The organism is Lentzea sp. NPDC036949, assembly GCF_055608075.1.
Genome location: NZ_JBVJRA010000017.1, coordinates 1 through 17,704 on the forward strand (window position 1 = coordinate 1; position 17,704 = coordinate 17,704).

At 71.6% G+C, this 17,704-nt stretch carries 16 protein-coding genes and 1 rRNA gene; 13 read left to right on the forward strand and 4 right to left on the reverse strand.

Going from position 1 to position 17,704, the window contains the following annotated elements; genetic code table 11:
* From rrf to ACZ7CD_RS34420, 3 genes are all read left to right on the forward strand, one after another.
* Positions 1 to 82: ribosomal RNA gene (gene rrf, locus ACZ7CD_RS34410) — 5S ribosomal RNA — on the forward strand; the annotation flags it as partial.
* 586 nt (positions 83 to 668) lie between these two features.
* Entirely contained in the window at positions 669 to 2,210 is a 1,542-nt protein-coding gene (locus ACZ7CD_RS34415) for a deoxyguanosinetriphosphate triphosphohydrolase family protein (protein WP_360396077.1), read from the forward strand.
* A 149-nt stretch (positions 2,211 to 2,359) separates the two neighbouring features.
* Complete coding sequence (locus ACZ7CD_RS34420; RefSeq protein ID WP_360396079.1) at positions 2,360 to 5,152, forward strand: S8 family serine peptidase; 2,793 nt, start codon at positions 2,360 to 2,362, stop codon at positions 5,150 to 5,152.
* A 132-nt stretch (positions 5,153 to 5,284) separates the two neighbouring features.
* On the opposite strand, the gene ACZ7CD_RS34425 is transcribed toward ACZ7CD_RS34420, so the two are convergent.
* Positions 5,285 to 6,187, reverse strand: coding sequence for a hypothetical protein (locus ACZ7CD_RS34425; RefSeq protein WP_232837002.1), 903 nt, complete (start codon positions 6,185 to 6,187; stop codon positions 5,285 to 5,287).
* Positions 6,188 to 6,602: 415 nt separating this feature from the next.
* Between ACZ7CD_RS34425 and ACZ7CD_RS34430 the strand changes: the two genes are divergently transcribed.
* The 5 genes from ACZ7CD_RS34430 (at position 6,603) to ACZ7CD_RS34450 (ending at position 9,218) form a co-directional block, all read left to right on the forward strand.
* On the forward strand, positions 6,603 to 7,280 hold the full coding sequence (locus ACZ7CD_RS34430) for an acVLRF1 family peptidyl-tRNA hydrolase (protein ID WP_470380551.1): 678 nt from the start codon (positions 6,603 to 6,605) through the stop codon (positions 7,278 to 7,280).
* A gap of 29 nt (positions 7,281 to 7,309) precedes the next feature.
* Positions 7,310 to 7,717, forward strand: a complete 408-nt coding sequence (locus ACZ7CD_RS34435) for a hypothetical protein (RefSeq protein WP_458431234.1) — start codon at positions 7,310 to 7,312, stop codon at positions 7,715 to 7,717.
* 61 nt (positions 7,718 to 7,778) lie between these two features.
* Positions 7,779 to 8,231, forward strand: coding sequence for a SigE family RNA polymerase sigma factor (locus tag ACZ7CD_RS34440; RefSeq protein WP_360396084.1), 453 nt, complete (start codon positions 7,779 to 7,781; stop codon positions 8,229 to 8,231).
* Positions 8,231 to 8,728, forward strand: coding sequence for a hypothetical protein (locus tag ACZ7CD_RS34445; protein WP_360396086.1), 498 nt, complete (start codon positions 8,231 to 8,233; stop codon positions 8,726 to 8,728). The genes ACZ7CD_RS34440 and ACZ7CD_RS34445 overlap by 1 nt, the downstream gene beginning before the upstream one ends.
* 16 nt (positions 8,729 to 8,744) lie before the next feature.
* Positions 8,745 to 9,218: a GNAT family N-acetyltransferase gene (locus ACZ7CD_RS34450; RefSeq protein ID WP_458431237.1), complete on the forward strand. Its 474-nt coding sequence runs from the start codon at positions 8,745 to 8,747 to the stop codon at positions 9,216 to 9,218.
* Here the strand turns inward: ACZ7CD_RS34450 and ACZ7CD_RS34455 are convergent.
* On the reverse strand, positions 9,202 to 9,819 hold the full coding sequence (locus ACZ7CD_RS34455) for an NAD(P)-dependent oxidoreductase (protein ID WP_470380552.1): 618 nt from the start codon (positions 9,817 to 9,819) through the stop codon (positions 9,202 to 9,204). The genes ACZ7CD_RS34450 and ACZ7CD_RS34455 overlap by 17 nt on opposite strands.
* A complete protein-coding gene (locus ACZ7CD_RS34460) occupies positions 9,816 to 10,697 on the reverse strand; it encodes an EamA family transporter (protein ID WP_470380553.1) in 882 nt (293 codons plus the stop codon). The genes ACZ7CD_RS34455 and ACZ7CD_RS34460 overlap by 4 nt, the downstream gene beginning before the upstream one ends.
* Positions 10,698 to 10,776: 79 nt before the next feature.
* On the opposite strand from ACZ7CD_RS34460, the gene ACZ7CD_RS34465 reads away from it, so the two are divergent.
* The gene (locus ACZ7CD_RS34465) at positions 10,777 to 11,667 is read left to right on the forward strand and encodes a LysR family transcriptional regulator (protein ID WP_470380554.1); all 891 of its coding nucleotides are present in this window, start codon (positions 10,777 to 10,779) and stop codon (positions 11,665 to 11,667) included.
* A 78-nt stretch (positions 11,668 to 11,745) separates the two neighbouring features.
* Here the strand turns inward: ACZ7CD_RS34465 and ACZ7CD_RS34470 are convergent, their stop codons facing one another.
* Complete coding sequence (locus tag ACZ7CD_RS34470; RefSeq protein ID WP_470380555.1) at positions 11,746 to 12,498, reverse strand: SDR family oxidoreductase; 753 nt, start codon at positions 12,496 to 12,498, stop codon at positions 11,746 to 11,748.
* A 139-nt stretch (positions 12,499 to 12,637) separates the two neighbouring features.
* Here ACZ7CD_RS34470 and ACZ7CD_RS34475 point away from each other — a divergent pair, with 139 nt between their 5' ends.
* From ACZ7CD_RS34475 to ACZ7CD_RS34490, 4 genes are all read left to right on the forward strand, one after another.
* Positions 12,638 to 14,266 (forward strand): ABC-F family ATP-binding cassette domain-containing protein, encoded by a 1,629-nt coding sequence (locus ACZ7CD_RS34475; RefSeq protein WP_360396095.1) that lies wholly within the window; start codon positions 12,638 to 12,640, stop codon positions 14,264 to 14,266.
* Positions 14,267 to 14,441: 175 nt separating this feature from the next.
* Positions 14,442 to 14,651 carry a helix-turn-helix domain-containing protein gene (locus tag ACZ7CD_RS34480; protein WP_030473247.1) on the forward strand — a complete coding sequence of 70 codons (210 nt, stop codon included), beginning with the start codon at positions 14,442 to 14,444 and terminating at the stop codon, positions 14,649 to 14,651.
* 58 nt (positions 14,652 to 14,709) lie between these two features.
* Entirely contained in the window at positions 14,710 to 15,525 is an 816-nt protein-coding gene (locus ACZ7CD_RS34485) for an enoyl-CoA hydratase/isomerase family protein (RefSeq protein WP_360396099.1), read from the forward strand.
* A gap of 86 nt (positions 15,526 to 15,611) precedes the next feature.
* On the forward strand, positions 15,612 to 17,498 hold the full coding sequence (locus ACZ7CD_RS34490) for an ABC transporter ATP-binding protein (protein WP_360396483.1): 1,887 nt from the start codon (positions 15,612 to 15,614) through the stop codon (positions 17,496 to 17,498).
* The last annotated feature ends 206 nt before the right edge of the window (positions 17,499 to 17,704 follow it).

Below are 17,704 nucleotides of genomic sequence, written 5' to 3' on the forward strand. Positions count from 1 at the left end.
CATTCCGAACCCGGTAGTTAAGCCCTTCTGCGCCGATGGTACTGCACTGGTTACGGTGTGGGAGAGTAGGTCGCCGCCGAACTTACGTACAGAAGCCCCTGAGGGTCGAGCGCCAGCCGCTCCCCTCAGGGGCTTTCTGCATTTGCCGGCTCACCCCCTCAGCACTCCCGCAGCCGCGCTCCAGCCGCCCCTGCGCCCAGGGCTCACTCGACCGGGTGAACGTTGTCCGGATCTCGTCCTTCCTCCGTCTTGTAGATGTCCACCCATCCGAGCTGTCCGGAACTCATGGTCATCTTCGCCCGCCAATATGGAACCGCGTGGGGGAGGCCGCATGTCCTCAACGACTCCAACCCGACCACTCCCGAGCTGAGCCCCAAGCCGCCCCTCCGGAACTCACCCACCGCGGAGCCCGCCGAGCCCAGTCGCCCTCAAGCCGAGTCATCCCACGAACTCGATCGCCCCGAAGCCGAACCCAGCCGGCCCAGGCCTCAGCCGCCCAGGCCTCAGCTGCTCCGACCTCGGTCATCCCAACCCCCAGTCACCGCAACCCCAGCCTCCGCAACGCCAATCGCCGCCCAATCCCAGCCACTGCAACCGGAATCACTGCCCAACCCCGGACACCCCAGAGCCGTACCGAACAGCCGACCCGCCACAGGTACCTTCTGCACATGCACAACGAGCAGCGCACCGCCCGCCGGTCCGGGGGCACGAGCAAGACCGCGGACCTCGCGACCAACCCGTTCCGGGTGGATCGCGACCGCGTTGCGAGCTCCCCGTTCTTCGCGCGGCTCGGCGGTGTCACGCAGGTCGTCAGCTCCACCGGCTCCGGTCTGCTCGTGCACAACCGGCTGACCCACAGCCTGAAGGTCGCCCAGGCCGCCCGCGCCATCGCCGAACGCCTCACGAACCGCCCCGAGCTGACCGCGGTGCTGGAGAAGCTCGGCGGTTGCGACCCCGACGTCGTCGAGGCCGCCGCCCTCGCCCACGACCTGGGCCACCCGCCGTTCGGCCACCTCGGCGAGCAGGTGCTCGACCGGTTGGCCCGCCACCGGTTCGCCCTGCCCGACGGGTTCGAGGGCAACGCGCAGTCGTTCCGCATCATCACCACCACCGACGTGCGCGGGCCCAAGGCGCTCGGGCTGGACCTGACCGTCGCCGTCCGTGCCGCGATGCTCAAGTACCCGTGGACCCGTCACCAGGACCTGGGGCTCGCCATCGCGCCCCGCGGTGCGGCCGAGCCGGCTGACATGCCGGGGACCGGCAGTGCGAAGTTCTCCGCCTACGTCACGGAGATGAGCGACCTGCAGCAGGCGCGCGAGCCGTTCGAGGGGCGGATCGAGGCGTGGCAGCAGACGGTCGAGGCGAGTGTCATGGACACCGCGGACGACATCGCCTACGCCATCCACGACCTGGAGGACTTCCACCGGGTCGGGGTGTTGCAGCACGCGACGGTCGCGGCGGAGCTCGGCACGTGGCAGGCGCAGGCGCTGGAGCTCGCCGGGTTGAGCGATGCGGAGCTCGAGGCCGAGATCCGGATGCCGGGGCGGTCGCTGGAGACGTTGCGGCGGCGCATGCACCTCAAGGACTCGTGGGTGATGAACGACGAGGCGTTCGCGATGGCGGTGCGCAAGGTCAGCAAGGAGCTGGTCGACGGGTTGCTCGCGGTGCCGTTCGACGGGTCGGTCGAGGCGGAGCAGGCGGTGGCCGGGTTCAGTGCGCGGTGGACGCGCCGGCTCGTCGACGCGGTCGGTGTGATCGAGGAGCCGACGCCGCGATCGGGGCACGTGGTGCTCGCGGTCGCGCAGTGGCACGAGGTGCAGGTGCTCAAGTTCGTCCACCGGCGGTTCGTGTTGTTGCGGCCGGACTTGGCGTTGCACCAGCGCGGGCAGGCGCGGTTGCTGACCTCGCTCGTGGACGCGCTCGACCAGTGGGTCACGGACCGCACCGAGGCGGACCGGTTGCCGCGCAGGCTGCACGACCTCGTCGAGTTGGCCGAAACGGAGTACGCGGCGCTCGCCCGGACGGAGCCGTCCACATTGGTCGGTCCCGCGGGTGAGCTGTCGGTCGGACCGGACGTCGTGCGAGGCCTGGCAAGGGGAAGGGCCGTCGTGGACTTCGTCGCGTCCCTCACCGACAACCAGGCGGCCGCGTTGCTGGAAGCTCTGTCGGGACGAACCGGTCAGTTGTGGACTGACGCGTTTGTTCTGTGAACTGTGATTGCGCCTGCTCAGTGGGAAGTAGCCCAAAAGGATGCTGACTGTGATCAGTCGTGCACCATACGTTGGCGCCTCGACCGGGATCATCCGGTCGTAGGCCGCGTGTTCTCGGGGGACACGCCAACGTTCGGGGGGAAAGCCCTGTGCGCCCATCTCGAAGAGGCACGACACTGGTCACGGCGGGCACCGCGGTGCTGCTGGCCGCGCTGACCGCGGTCGCGCCGGCGAGCGCGGATCCGGTCAAGGCGTCGAAGTCCATCAACGACCGCACGGCGGCACAGATCGCCGCGTTGCAGAGCATCAAGAAGTCGCTCACCCCAGCTGAGTCCAAAGTAGACAGCGCTCTGGTCGTCGAGGCCCGCAAGCGCGTCCAGGTCGGCGTCACCAGCGCCCTCCCGCAGGTCCAGACCGGTGTCGCGGTGTCGTCGAGCTCGACGACCGTCGTCGACGTCCGTGCGAAGCAGTACTCCGAGGGCCTGGTCGACGCCGTCCGTGCCGCGGGCGGGCAGATCCGGGCGGTGTCCCCTGAGAACCGCACGGTTCGCGCCGAGCTGCCGCTGACCAAGCTCGCCGACATCGCCGGTCGCGCCGACGTCGCCCGCGTCGAGCGGGGCAGTGACGCGATGACGCAGAGCGTCGAGAACAAGCGGGACCGCAAGAGCAAGAAGGCTGCTCCGTCCAAAGAGGACAAGGCGCGGCAGATCGAGCGCCGGCTCGCCGAGCAGCGGACCGCGGTGCTGGCGGCCAAGACCGCCGAGAGCGACAAGGCCCACAGCGCCGACGCCGCGCGTGGCTCGTTCCACGTCACCGGCGTCGGCGTGAAGCTGTGCGCCCTGTCCGACGGCATCTCGTCGCTGGCCGTGTCGCAGGCCGCGGGTGAGCTGCCCGCCGTCGACGTCGTCCCGGGCCAGGAGGGCTCCGGCGACGAGGGCACGGCGATGCTCGAGATCCTCCACGACCTCGCGCCCAACGCGGAGCTCGGCTTCGCGACGGCGTTCAACGGCGACGCGAGCTTCGCCGACAACATCAGGAAGCTGCGCTTCCAGCTCGGCTGCGACGTCATCGTCGACGACGTCATCTACTTCAACGAGTCGCCGTTCCAGGACGGCATCATCGCCCGCGCGGTCGACGCGGTCGCCGCCGACGGTGCCGTGTTCTTCTCCAGCGCCGGCAACCAGGGCAACGTCGCCGACGGCACGGCCGGCTACTGGGAGGGCAAGTTCGTCGACTCCGGTGTCGGCGTCGGCAAGTTCGCGGGCACCGCCCACGACTTCAACCCCGACCCGAACGCCAAGCAGCTGTTCAACCCGCTGTCGAACTACTCCGGTGACGCCCCGGTCACGCTGCACTGGGCCGACCCGCTGGGCCAGTCGTTCAACGACTACGACCTGTACCTGGTCAACGCTCAGGGCAACGTCGTCACCTTCAGCCAGAACAACCAGGACGGCGCCCAGGACCCGTACGAGCGCCTCAACACCCCGACGAGCTCGACCGGCACGCGGCTCGCGGTCGTCAAGTTCCGCGGTGAGGACGTGCACTTCGGGCTCACGCTGTTCGGCGGCCGCTTCGCCGACTCGAACGACGGGCTGAAGAAGTTCGTCACGCCCGGGGTGACCCGCGGTCACTCCGCCGCCAAGGGTGCGATCTCGGTCGCGGCCGCCCCGGCCGCCGGGGCACTGCCGTTCGACCTCGAACCCGGTGACCCGGCCAACCCGAAGGGCCCGTACCCCGGTGCCTTCGACAGCGCGCAGAAGCCGGAGCGCTTCACCTCCGACGGCCCGCGCAAGACGTTCTTCGCCGCCGACGGCACGCCCCTCGCCGAGACCCGCCAGAAGCCGGACATCACCGCGGCCGACGGCGTCGCCACCTCGGTCAGCGGCTTCAACCCGTTCTTCGGCACCTCGGCCGCCGCGCCGAACGCCGCCGCCATCGCCGGCCTGATCCTGTCCGGCAACCCGACGCTCACGCCCGCCGAGGTCAAGGAAGCCCTCGTCACCACGGCGATCGACATCGTCGAGTCCGGAGTGGACAACCGCACCGGCGCCGGCATCGTCATGGCCGACCGGGCGCTCGCCTACACCGGTGCGTCCCCGCAGGCACTGGCCCGCGCGCAGAAGCCGACCGTCGTGAACGACAACGACGGAAGCGCTTTCCTCAAGCCCGGCACGACCTCCACGGTCACCGTGCCGGTCACCAACGGCGGCGACGGCCCGGCCGCGTCGACGTCCCTGGTGCTGACCTCGCCGACCGCCGGCGTGACCATCGCGCCGCGGTCCAAGTTCTACGGCACCATCGAGGTCGGCCAGACGGCCTCGAACACCTTCAAGGTGACCGTGCCGGCGTCCGCGGGCCTCGGTTCTGCGGTCCGGCTCGACGCCAGGGTGACCTACGCGGGTTCGACGTCGCCGACCACGGCGTCGTTCACCCTCCGCGTCGGTGAGCCGTCACGCGACTTCAAGACGTTCGCCTACACCGGCGCACCGGTCGCGATCCCGGACAACGACCCGACGGGCGCGTCCATCTCCCTGCCCGTCACGGGTGTGGGTGCGGCGTCGAACCTGAAGCTCTCCGTCGACGGTGCGACGTGTTCGACCGCGGACGGTGCCACGACCGTCGGCATCGACCACACGTTCGTCGGTGACCTGGTCGGCACGCTGACGGCGCCCTCGGGCAAGTCGGTCACGCTGTTCTCGCGCACCGGCAGCCTCGGCAACAACATCTGCCAGGCCGTGTTCGACGACTCGGCCGCGCGGGCGTTCTCGACGCTGACCTCGGCCGACCAGCCGTTCACCGGCACCTGGCGGCCGGCCGGACAGCTGTCGTCGCTGCTCGGCGAGGCGGCGGACGGCACCTGGACGTTCAAGGTCGCCGACGTGGTCAGCTCCGACCGCGGCTCGGTCCGGGCGGTGACGCTGCACGTCGCCGGCTGGGTGTGACCTGAACGGCTGACAGGGGCCCTGGCACCGAGCTCACGGGTGCCAGGGCCCCGTCACGTCCTCACCGGCCGCTCAACGCAGGAGGGCCGCCTCCCCACCGGGGAAGCGGCCCTCCTGGGCGAAGCGGAAGGACTAGCGGTTCGGCCACTCCCAGCGGATGCCGAACACACCGGGACCGAACCCGAGCGCCACCGCGTGCACCCCGCCGCCGGAGTCCAGCGTCAGGTTGCGGCGGCGGGACGGGGTCTCGTCACCGGCGGGCACGCTGTACTGCTGGACCCGCGAGGGGAGGTTCGCCTCGTCGAAGCGCACCTCGATGACGTACTCGCGGACCGGCAGCCGGAACTTGCGGGCGAACGTGTTGTTGCCCTTTGGGGCGTGGCCCTCGGGGAACACCAGCTGGTACTCCATGATGAGGGTCTCGCCGCGGGTCAGCGGCCGCTCGAACATCATCTCCGCGACCATGATGTTGGCCTCGTGGTCACGGGCGATGCGGCCCAGGTGGCAGTTGCGCACGTTCACGATCTCGGGGAGCACGTCGGACTCCTCGGTCTCGAAGACGAGCGCCCAGCGGTCGGGGCCGTCCTGTTCCGCGCGCAGGATCTGCCGCACCCACACGGACTTCTGCCCGCCGTCGGCAGAGATCTCGATGCGGTCGTGCTGGCTGATCCGGCCGAGCTTCAGGTCGGACGAGGTGTCGACCTTCGAGAGCAGGTTCGCCACGCGTTCGCGGCGAGCCCACAGTGCGTCGATGGGCATCATGGTCGTCGGGCGGCACCGGCGTCCCCGTGGTCGAGGTGGGCCGAGCAGCGCCGAGAGACCGGACTGAGGTACGCCGAGGACCGACTCGAGGTGACGAAGCGCCTCCAGCGACTCCGGGCGCTCTGGCCTGCGCCGCCCGGACTGCCAGTAGCTGAGCGTCGCGACGCTGATCGTCACGCCGCGCAGTGCCAACCGGTGCTGGATGCGGTCGAGGCTGAGTCGACTGGCCTTGATCGCGGCTCGAAGAGCCTCCGGAAACGGTCCGGTGGTCAAGAGCTGCGTAAGGCTGCCGTGGCCCGTTGAGTCGGTGTCGTCAACAGTCAGTGTTGGTCGACCGGCAGCAGTGGTCATGGTGACTCCCCGCTGTCATAAGATCACGCCCCAGTGACCCTACCCGCCCGTGAACTGCGCTGGTCGGCGCCGGATGGAGTCAATGGTTAATCCATACGGTTCACGAGTTCACGCTTTCGAGGCTCATCTGTCAAGCGTCATGAACCGATCAGTAACATCCGCGTGCTGCTCACGCGCCGTGTCGAGGTGGTTCTAGTGTGTGCACGATGACCCCCCTCCGACGGGACCGCGCGCCCGGAGGTTCCCCGCCCGTTCCGGTGGTCCGGACGCGGCCCGCGCGCACCGCCGGATGGGAAACGACCGGGAAACTCCGCATGTCGCGCAGGGTGGCGGGGCGGTGAGCCGGGTCCGGCCCGTTCCCGGAGGGCGCGCGGTGGAGGTCGAACCCGAGCGCGTGCACGGGTGGGTCGCACGGTTCGCGGAGCGTCACGGGCCCGTTGACGTGCGGGTTGATGGCAACGTCGTCATCACCGCGGCAGACGGAGCAACAGCGACCTTCGTCACGCGCGGCGGAACCACCCTCGACGAGGTGGTGGAGAAGCTCGCCGAACCGCGGCGGGTCGGACTCGTGCTCGTCCGGCTCGGCGGTCACAGCGTCGGTGTCGCGTTCGGTGACCGGGTCGAGATGTCCGCGACCGACCGCAAGCAGGTCCACGGCCGCATCCGGGCAGGCGGCTGGTCGCAACAGCGGTTCGCCCGCCGCCGGGAGGGGCAGGCGCGCGTCGCGCTGCGGGCCGCCGCCGACGACGTGGCCCGCGTCCTGGTGCCCCGGCTCGCGGAGCTGGACGGCGTGGTGCTGGGCGGTGACCGGCAGGCGCTCGACGTCCTGCGCGACGACCGCAGGCTCGCCGGCGTCTTCACCAGGGCGGAGGACCGGGTGCTCGACGTGCCCGAACCGCGGCGCGCGGTGCTGGACGAGGCCGCCCGCCGCGCCCGGTGCGTCGAGATCGTGATCCAGGACACGCGGGCAACCCGGCCGGGCGCCGACCGCATGGATGGGGGTGAGGGTGCCTAGAGGGCGCCACCGACCTGCTGGAGTCGCAAGTGCGCAAACGAATGGTGATCGTGGCGGGTGCCGTCGCGCTCGGAGCGGTGGGCATCGCGGTGCCCGCGCTCGCCCTGAACGGTGGCGGCGGCACACCGGACCACGCGCCGACGTCCTCGGCGCCGCGGCCGACCTCCTCCACGGCGCAGGCCCCGCCGACCACGCCGGCGCCCACCTCGATGTCGAGCACGCCGGAGCAACCGCCGTCGACGACGGTGCTGCCGACGTCCCCTGGGACGAGCCTGCCGCCGACCACGCCGCCGCCGTCGTCGATCCTGCCGACGCCGCTGCCCACCACCCCGCAGCAGCCGCCGACGACCACCTGGGCCACGAGCCCCGCGCTGCCGCCGACGACCTGGACGCCGCCCGCGACGACGCCGCCGGTCTCGTCGCAGCCCGCCGGGTGAGGAGTCACCGCTGAACTGGGAGGCCGAGTTCACCGACTGCTTCGACCGGTCAGCCGACTCGATGCGGTTCACCGCGTTCCTGCTGTGCGGTAGCTGGCACGAAGCGGAGGACGTCGTGCAGTCGGCGTTCTTGAAGCTCTACCTGGCCGGTCCGAAGCTCGCCGACCGGTCGGGGCTCGAACCGTACCTGCGGCAGATCGTCGTGCGGACGTTCCTCGCCGAACGCCGCAAGGTCCGCTGGCGCAGGGAGAAGCTCACCGACACGCCTCCAGAGGGCCTGTCCTCCGCCGCAGGGGCGGAGGACAGGCTCGTCGTCTGGCAGGCGCTGTCCGCCGTGCCCGCACGGCAGCGCGCCGTGCTCGTGCTGCGCTATTGGCACGATCTGAGCGTCGAGGACACCGCCGCCGCGTTGAAGTGCTCCGCGGGCACGGTGAAGTCGCAGGCCAGCAAGGGGCTGGAGACCCTGCGGCGCAAGCTGGGACCGGAGTTCGACCACCTGAGGCTGGAGGTGTGATGGTTCGCGAGGACGACCTGCGGGAGACCTTCTCCGCCCTGCACGCGGAGGGGACGCCGCCGCCCGCCGTCACGGCCGCCGACCTCATCCGGCGCGGGCGGGCCGTGCGGTCCCGGCGGCGTGCGGTCGCCGTGGCCGGCACCGGGCTCGCGACCGTCGGTGTCGTGGCCGTGGCGCTGGCCGTGCTGCCCGGCGCCGCACCACCGGAACCGCTGACACCGGGACCCTCGTCGTCGACCAGCGCGCCGGCCCCGGCGAGCACCTCACCGTCACCGGAGTCGGCCGAGCGGACACCGCCGCCGACGACGACGCTGCCGCCCGGCACCACTCCGCCGTCGGGCACGCAGCAGACCCGGCCACCGCAGACGCCGCCGCCGGCGTCGAGCCCACCCGGCACGCCGGACACGTCGAACGCGGTGTCCCCGCCGGGCACACCGGCCACCACGACCTCCGCCTCGGGGCAGTTCCTGCCGACCACGCCCACGTCGTGCTGCTGAGCGGCACAATCCGGGCATGACCACCCGGATCCGCCTCGTCGAGGTCACCGACGCCAACCGCGCCGCCGTGGCGGCCGTGCGCGTGCACCCGTCCCAGGAACGCTTCGTCGCCCCGGTCGAGAAGTCGTTCCAGGACGCGGAGGACCACCCGGAGGGCAACCCCTGGTACCGCGCCGCCTACACCGGTGACGTGCCGGTCGGGTTCGTCATGCTCAGCTGGGACGTGACGCCAGGACCGGGCCTGCTGGGGCCGTACTTCCTGTGGCGCCTGCTCATCGGCGCCGAGCACCAGGGCCGCGGCTACGGCACGGCGATCCTCGACGAGGTCGTGGCACTGCTGCGCGCGCACGGCGTTCCCGAGCTGCTCACCAGCTACGTGCCGGGTGAGGGCACGCCGGGGCCGTTCTACCTCGGTTACGGCTTCGTGCCGACCGGCGAGGTGGAGGACGGCGAGGTCGTGCTGCGGCTGGACCTCAGCTCGCGACCGTGAAGTGCCGGTCGCCGCGGGGCCGTTCGAGCTCGTCGACCACCGCGATGGCCAGGTCCGCCGCCGAGATCGCGGACGGACCGGTGAGCATCTCGTCGCCGCCGCGCCGGTAGGTGCCGGTGCGCTCACCGGGTTCGAGCAACGTCGGCGGGCTCAGGTAGACCCAGTCCGCCGCGTGCGCCCGACACACCTCCAGCTGCCGCACGCTCGCCGCCGCGATGGGGCGGACGTGCGCCGGCACGAACCGGTCGTCGTCGAGCACGAGCCCCGTGCCACCCGGTGACCGCAGCGGCGCGGCACCACCCACGACCAGCACCCTCGTCCCGGCGGCCAGCGCGGCGTCCAGCAGTGCCGCGGTGGCCGGCCCGGCGCTCTGCTCCTGCCCCGGCCGCGGCCGGGTGGCGGCGACGACACCGTCCACTCCGGACAGCACGTCGGCCATGAGCGCGCGGTCGGTCGCGTCACCGCGCACCACCCGCACCCCGTCCGGCACCTCGGGCACCGTGCTGCGGACCACCGCCGTCACGTCGTGCCCGCGCCGTGCCGCCTCGGCCACCACCTCGGCGCCGACCATGCCCGCGGCGCCGACCACTGCGATCTTCACCGGAGAACGCCCCCGGCGAGCACGGGCGCGGGACGCTGGCTCGCGACGATCGCGGCCAGTGCGAGGGCGAAACCGGTGAGCTGCACCGGGCCGAGCGTCTGGCCGAGCACCACCACGCCCAGCAGCGCCGCGACCATCGGGGACAGCAGGCCGAGCACCGAGACCGAGGTGACCGGCAGCGTGGTGATCGCGCGGAACCACAGCACGTAGGCGAGCAGCCCGCCGACACCGCCGAGCCACAGGTACCCGATCACCGCCGCCGGCCCGACCGCCGGTGGCGGTCCCTCGACCAGGAACGTCACCGGCACCAGGAACAGCCCGCCCGCGGTCAGCTGCCACCCGGCGAACGCCGTCGGCCCCACACCGGCGGGCCGCCCCCACTTCTTCGTCAAGGTCACGCCGAGCGCCATCGTCGCCGCCCCGCCGAGGCCCGCCAGCACGCCGACGAGGTCGAACCCGGCCGCGGGCCCCAGCACCACGAGACCGACGCCGACCACGCCGACGACACCCCACGCGCACCGCCACGCCGACGGGCTCTCCTTGAGCACCCCGACCGCCAGCAGCGCCACCACCAGCGGCTGGGCCGCCCCCAGCGTGGCCGCGACGCCACCGGGCAGGCGTTCGGCGGCGATGAACAGGAACGGGAAGAACAGGCCGATGTTGAGCACGCCGAGCGCGCCGGCCCGCCACCACCAGGACCCGCGCGGCAGCGTCCTGGTGAACGCCAGCGCGACCAGGCCCGCCGGCAGCGCGCGCAGCAACCCGGCGAACAGCGGGTGCCCCGCGGGCAGCAGTTCAGTGGTGACCACGTAGGTCGAGCCCCAGACCACCGGCGCGAAAGCCGCGAGCGCGGTGCGGGAGAGGTCGTTGTTCTGCACGCCTCCCAGTGTTGGTGACCAGCGTGGATGAGTCCAACGCATGTTTGTCACGTCATCCATCGTGGTTCAAGATGGATGGGTGGAACTCCAGCAGATGCGCTACGTCGTCGCGGTCGCCGAGACCGGCAGCTTCACCCGTGCCGCCCAGCGCTGCCTGGTCGTGCAGTCGGCGCTGAGCCACCAGGTCGCCCGCCTCGAACGCGAGCTCGGCGCGCGCCTGTTCGACCGCACCAGCCGCAGCGTGCGGCTGACCCCGGCGGGCACGGCGTTCCTGCCCGCCGCACGCCAGTGCCTCGACTTCGCGGACCGCGCCGCGGCCGAGGTGGCGGCGGCCGTGGGGGAGGTGCGCGGGCGGGTGCTGATCGGCGTGATCCCGACCGTGGCGGCCGTGGACCTGCCGGCGGCGCTGAAGGTGTTCCGGGAGCGCTACCCGCAGGTGCGGGTGGCGTTGCGGATGCAGCCGAGCCACGAGCTCGTCGAGCAGGTCCGCCAAGGCGCCCTGGACCTGGCGTTCCTCGGCCTGCCACCCACCGCGCGCCCCGAGGGGGTGCGCGGGCGTGAACTGGCGCGCGACCGGCATGTCGCCGTGTTCGCGCCATCGCACCCGTTGGCGGAGCGGGACGAGGTGGGGCTGGAGGCGCTGGCCGCGGAGCCGTTCGTGGACTTCCCGACGGGATCGCCGGGGCGGTCGCAGTCCGACCAGGCGTTCGCGGCGGCCGGGCTGGTTCGGGAGGTCGCGTTCGAGGTCACGACGGCGGAGCTGATGGCAGGGCTGATCCGCGAGGGGCTGGCGGTCGCGGTGCTGCCGTCGCGGTACGCGCCGCGGTTGGGCGGGGTGGTGACCGTGCCGGTCGTGGACGGGCCGGCACGGGTGGAGCACCTGGTGTGGAGCACGGCCGGGCTGACACCGGCCGCCGCGGCGTTCCTGGAGGTGCTCGGGGTGCCGGGGGAGGCCGCGGAGCCGTCCTGAGAGCCGTGTGAGCCGCATCAGGTGGTCCGGGCCTCCGGGGAACCTGCCGCCGCGTCTCATGTCGCGCTGGCGGGCCGTTCAGCCCGCCGTGCCCGTCGCCAGCAGCCCGCCGTCGACCCGCACGGTCTCCCCGGTGATCCACGACGCCGCGTCCGAGCACAGGAACGCCACCAGCCCCGCCACGTCCTGCGGCGTCCCGAGCCGCTTCATCGGGTACTGCTGCGACGCCTCCTCCTCGCGGCCGGTGTACAGCGCCTCGGCGAACTTCGTCTTCACCACGGCCGGTGCAACGGCGTTGACGCGGACCTTCGGGCCCAGCTGCCACGCCAGCTCCTCGGTCAGGCGGATCAGCGCCGCCTTCGAGGCGCCGTACGCGCCGATCACACCGGTCGAGCGGATGCCGCCGACGGAGGCGACGTTGACGACCGCGCCACCGTGCTCGCCCATCCACGCCTTCCACGCGAGCTGCACGAAACCCAGTGCCGCCACCACGTTCACGTCGAAGATCTTGCGCACCGCGGCCAGGTCGGCGTCCATCAGGGAACCGAACTGGGGGTTGATGCCGGTGTTGTTCACCAGCACGTCGAGGCTGCCGAACTCCGCCATCGTGCGCGCCACGACCTCTTCGCGGGACGCGTCGTCGCCCGCGTTGCCCTGGACCGTCAGCACCCCGCCGCCGAGTTCAGCGGCGGCCGCGGCGAGCTGGTCGGCCTTGCGGCCGGTGATCGTGACGGACGCGCCGCGGGAGAGCAGCTCGCGCGCGATGCCGAGGCCGATGCCGCGGGAGGCACCGGTGACCAGCGCGGTCTTGCCGGAGAAGTCGTCGCTCATGGCCGGCAATCTATGCGTCTGGACACAGGTGGGAAATCCGGTGGCCCGCGACCCGTAGAATGGTTCGCGTGATCCTCCTGGAGTAGGCCGCCGCAGTACGTGCCGCCCCTTTGCCGTACCCACCTACCCGGAGTCTTCTTTGATCACCGCAACCGACATGGAGTTGCGCGCGGGCTCACGCATCCTCGTGAGCGGCGCCAACCTGCGCGTCCAGCCCGGCGACCGGATCGGCCTCGTCGGGCGCAACGGCGCCGGCAAGACCACCTCCCTGCGCGTCCTCGCCGGTGAGGGCCAGCCCTACGGCGGCACCATCACCCGCAAGGGCGAGCTCGGCTACCTGCCGCAGGACCCGCGCGAGGGCGACCTGTCCGTCATCGCCAAGGACCGCGTCCTGTCCGCCCGCGGCCTCGACCAGCTGCTCCGCGACCTGGAGAAGGCCCAGTCGAAGATGTCCGAGCTGGTCGACCCCGACGAGCTCGAAAAAGCCGTCACCCGCTACGGCAAGCTCGAAGAGCGGTTCGCCGCGCTCGGCGGGTACGCGGCCGAGTCCGAGGCGGCCCGCATCTGCTCCAACCTCGGTCTGCCCGACCGGGTGCTCGCGCAGCCGCTCAGCACGCTGTCGGGCGGTCAGCGCCGCCGCGTCGAGCTGGCGCGCATCCTGTTCGCCGCCTCCGAGGCGGGCATCGGCGCGAAGTCCAGCACCATCCTGCTGATCGACGAGCCGACCAACCACCTCGACGCCGACTCGATCACCTGGCTGCGCGGCTTCCTCAAGTCCCACGACGGCGGCCTCGTCGTGATCTCCCACGACGTCGAGCTGCTCGACGACGTCGTGAACAAGGTGTGGTTCCTCGACGCGATCCGCGGCGAGGTCGACATCTACAACCTCGGCTGGAAGAAGTACCTCGAAGCCCGCGCCACGGACGAGAAGCGCCGTCGCCGCGAGCGCGCGAACGCCGAGAAGAAGGCCGGCGCGCTGATGACGCAGGCCGCGAAGATGGGCGCGAAGGCCACGAAGGCCGTTGCTGCGCAGAACATGGCGAAGCGCGCGCAGAAGCTCCTCGACGGTCTCGACGACGTGCGCCAGAGCGACAAGGTCGCGAAGATCAGCTTCCCGGCGCCGGCCCCGTGCGGCAAGACCCCTTTGATGGCAGAGGGTCTGAGCAAGTCCTACGGCTCGCTGGAGATCTTCACCGGCGTGGACCTCGCGATCGACCGGGGTTCCCGCGTCGTCGTGCTCGGCTTCAACGGCGCGGGCAAGACGACGCTGCTGCGGTTGCTGGGCGGCAGCGAGAAGATGGACGCGGGCCAGGTCGTGCCCGGCCACGGCCTCAAGATCGGCTACTTCGCGCAGGAGCACGAGACGCTCGACCACGGCGCGTCGGTGTGGGAGAACATCCGGCACATGGCACCGGACGAGCAGGAACAGCGGCTGCGGTCGCTGCTCGGCACGTTCCTGTTCAGTGGCGAGCAGCTCGACCAGCCCGCCGGCACCCTGTCCGGCGGCGAGAAGACCCGGCTGGCGCTCGCCGGCCTGGTGTCCTCGGCGGCGAACGTGCTGCTGCTCGACGAGCCCACCAACAACCTCGACCCGGCCTCGCGCGAGCAGGTGCTCGACGCGCTGCGGCGCTACGAGGGCGCGGTCGTCCTCGTCACGCACGACCCCGGCGCGGTCGAGGCGCTGGAGCCCGAGCGGGTGATCCTGCTGCCCGACGGCACGGAGGACCACTGGTCCGAGGACTACCTGGAGCTCGTGCAGCTCGCGTGATCTCCACGCGTCAAAGGACTACCGTGCGCACCCTGTGATCAACTGAGTGTGATCGAATCGACCGTTCGGCGATCTCTTTGCTTGATCACCTGGCGTTCTGCGTGAACCTGTTCGATCATTGCGACGACAGGGGCCGTCGAACGGCCCGACCTGCTCGTACGGAAGGCGGGACGAGGTGGCTGACCTGAAGAAGGGTGCCCGGATCACCGGCGCCACGCGGGACAAGCTGGCCGCTGACCTGAAGAAGAAGTACGAAAAGGGCGCGAGCATCCGGGCTTTGGCCGAAAGCACCGGGCGTTCCTACGGCTTCGTGCACCGGGTTCTGTCGGAATCCGGCGTCACGCTGCGCGGTCGCGGTGGCGCCACCCGGACGAAGAAGAAGTAGTACCCCACCAGACTGCTACTCTCCGGTAACTAGCTTCTAGTCCGCCGGAGGTACCGACATGCCAGTGCCCGCTGTCGACGCTGGTGTGCTCGAGCGCGGTGGCGTCCGGCTCGCTCTTGCCGGACCGCTCGCCACCGTCACGCTCGACCGTCCCGACGTGCTGAACGCGCAGACGCCCGCCACCTGGCAGGCGTTGCGGCACATCGGTGAACAGCTGGACCCGGACGTCCGCGTCGTGGTCGTCCGGGGTGCCGGCCGCGCCTTCTCGGCGGGGCTGGACCGGCGCATGTTCACCGGTGAGCCGGTCGACGGAGAACCCGGTGGCCTGCCGGGGATGCTCGCGCTGCCGCCCGAGGAGGCGGACGCGCGGATCGCCTCGTACCAGGCCGGGTTCACGTGGCTGAGCGACCCGGCGCGCGTGACGATCGCGGCGGTGCAGGGGCACGCCATCGGCGCGGGCTTCCAGCTGGCGCTGGCGTGCGACTTCCGCGTGCTCACCGAGGACGCGCAGTTCTGCATGGCCGAGACCGGGCTGGGACTGGTGCCCGACCTCGGCGGCACACTGCCCCTGGTGCGCCTCGTGGGGTACTCGCGCGCGGCCGAGATCTGCGTGACCTCCCGGCGGGTCCCCGCCGACGAGTCGCTGCGGATCGGCCTCGCGAACTCCGTCGTGCCCGCGGCCGAGCTGGACGCGACGGTCGAGGCGCTGGTGGCCTCCGTGCTCAAGCCGATGGCGGGCGCGGTCACCGAGACGCTGGCGCTGGTGGCGTCGGCGGCTTCCGGCGTGCCCTTCGCCGACCAGCTGGCCGCGGAACGCGCCGCGCAGCTGCGCCGCATCCGCTCGCTCGCGGCACTGGCGTCCGCTCAGAGCTGAACCGCAGCTCCAGGCGTTCTGTGCAGGAATTGTCAGACCGCTGTGCTGTTCTAGAAGGCGTGGACGGCTACAGCTCCTGGCGATTCATGATGGGGGTGACCTCGGACGCACCGGCCAAGGTGCGCCGCGGCACCTTCCGGCGCGTGCTGGCCTTCGCCCGGCCCCACCGCGCGAAGCTCGTCGTGTTCCTCCTGCTCACGGTGATCTCCTCGGTCCTCGCCGTGTCGACCCCGCTGCTGGCCGGTCGCGTCGTCGACGCGATCGTCGGTGGGTCCGCGCCCTCGGTGGTGGTGTGGCTCGCGGTGGCCATCGCGCTCATCGCGGTGGTCGACGCCGGTCTGGGCGTGGTGGAGCGGTGGCAGTCCACGCGCATCGGTGAGGGCCTGATCTACGACCTGCGCCGGGCCGTGTTCGGCCATGTGCAGAAGATGCCGGTCGCGTTCTTCACCCGCACGCGCACCGGCGCGCTCGTCTCCCGGTTGAACAACGACGTGATCGGCGCCCAGCGCGCGTTCACCTCGACGCTGTCCGGGTTCGTCACCAACATCATCCAGCTGGTCCTGTCGCTGGGCGTGATGTTCACGCTGTCGTGGCAGGTCACCGCGCTGGCCCTGGTGCTGCTGCCGGTGTTCGTGCTGCCCGCCAAGCGGATGGGCCGGCGGATGGCGGACATGCAGCGCGAGGCCTCCACTCTCAACGCCTCGATGGTCACCCAGTCGACCGAGCGCTTCTCCGCTCCCGGCGCGACCCTGGTGAAGCTCTTCGGCCGCCCGGACCGCGAGGAGCAGGAGTTCTCCGACAAGGCCGCGAAGGTCCGCGACATCGGCATCCGCACCGCCATGGCCACCCGCTGGTTCATGACCGGGCTGACGCTCGTGTCCGCGCTCGCGCAGGCCCTGGTCTACGGCCTCGGCGGCTACCTGGCGCTGACCGGCCACCTGGCCGCGGGCACCGTGGTGTCGCTGGCGCTGCTGCTGACCCGCCTGTACGCCCCGCTGACGGCGCTGGCGAACGCCCGCGTCGACGTGATGACGGCGCTGGTGTCGTTCGAGCGGGTCTTCGAGGTGCTCGACCTGGAACCGATGATCCAGGAACGCCCCGGCGCGCGTGCGGTGCCGGACGGGCCGGTGTCGGTCGAGTTCGACGACGTGCGGTTCGGCTACCCGGCCGCCGCGAAGGTGTCGCTCGCCTCGCTGGAGTCGGTCGCCACCCTGGACACCCGCGGCGGCGAGGAGGTGCTGCACGGCGTCAGCTTCAAGGCGGAGGCCGGCCAGCTGGTCGCGGTCGTCGGCTCGTCCGGCGCGGGCAAGTCGACGCTGGCCTCCCTCGTACCCCGGCTCTACGACATCGACTCCGGGTCCGTGCGCCTGTCCGATGTGGACGTTCGCGACCTGAGCTTCGACTCGCTGCGCGGCACCGTGGGCGTCGTGACGCAGGACGGGCACCTGTTCCACGACACGATCCGCGCGAACCTGGAGTACGCGGCCCCCGGCGCGTCCGACGACGAGCTGTGGGACGCGCTGCGGCGGGCCCGCCTGGTCGAGCTGGTGGAGTCGCTGCCCGACCGGCTCGACACCGTCGTCGGCGAACGCGGCTACCGGTTGTCCGGCGGCGAACGCCAACGCCTGACCATCGCGCGCCTGCTGCTGGCCAAGCCCCGCGTCGTGATCCTCGACGAGGCCACCGCGCACCTGGACTCGGAGTCCGAGGCGGCGGTGCAGGCGGCGCTGACCGAGGCGTTGAAGGGCCGCACCGCGCTCGTGATCGCGCACCGGCTGTCGACCATCCGCAACGCCGACCAGATCCTGGTGCTGGAACACGGCGAGATCGTGGAGCGGGGGACGCACGCCCAGCTGATGCGGGCCGAGGGGCGGTACGCGGACCTGTACAACACGCAGTTCGCCGAGCCCCCGGTCGTCGGGGTGTACCCGACTCCGCAGTTCAGCGCCCACGCGGAGGCCACGTCCCCCTGACGGCACCCGCGCCACGGCGCTCGCGTCGTGGCGCCGTTGGTCGGCCGCCTTGACGGGGCTCCGCTGGCGCGGCGGCGCTCGTGTCGTCGCGCGACGAGCTGGCGTGAGCGCCGCGCGTGATGCCGCCGGGCGGCGCGTCGTCGCTCGCGAGCACCACGGGGGCGTACGCCCGACGCAACGCCTCGGTCACCACGGCGCTGCGCGCG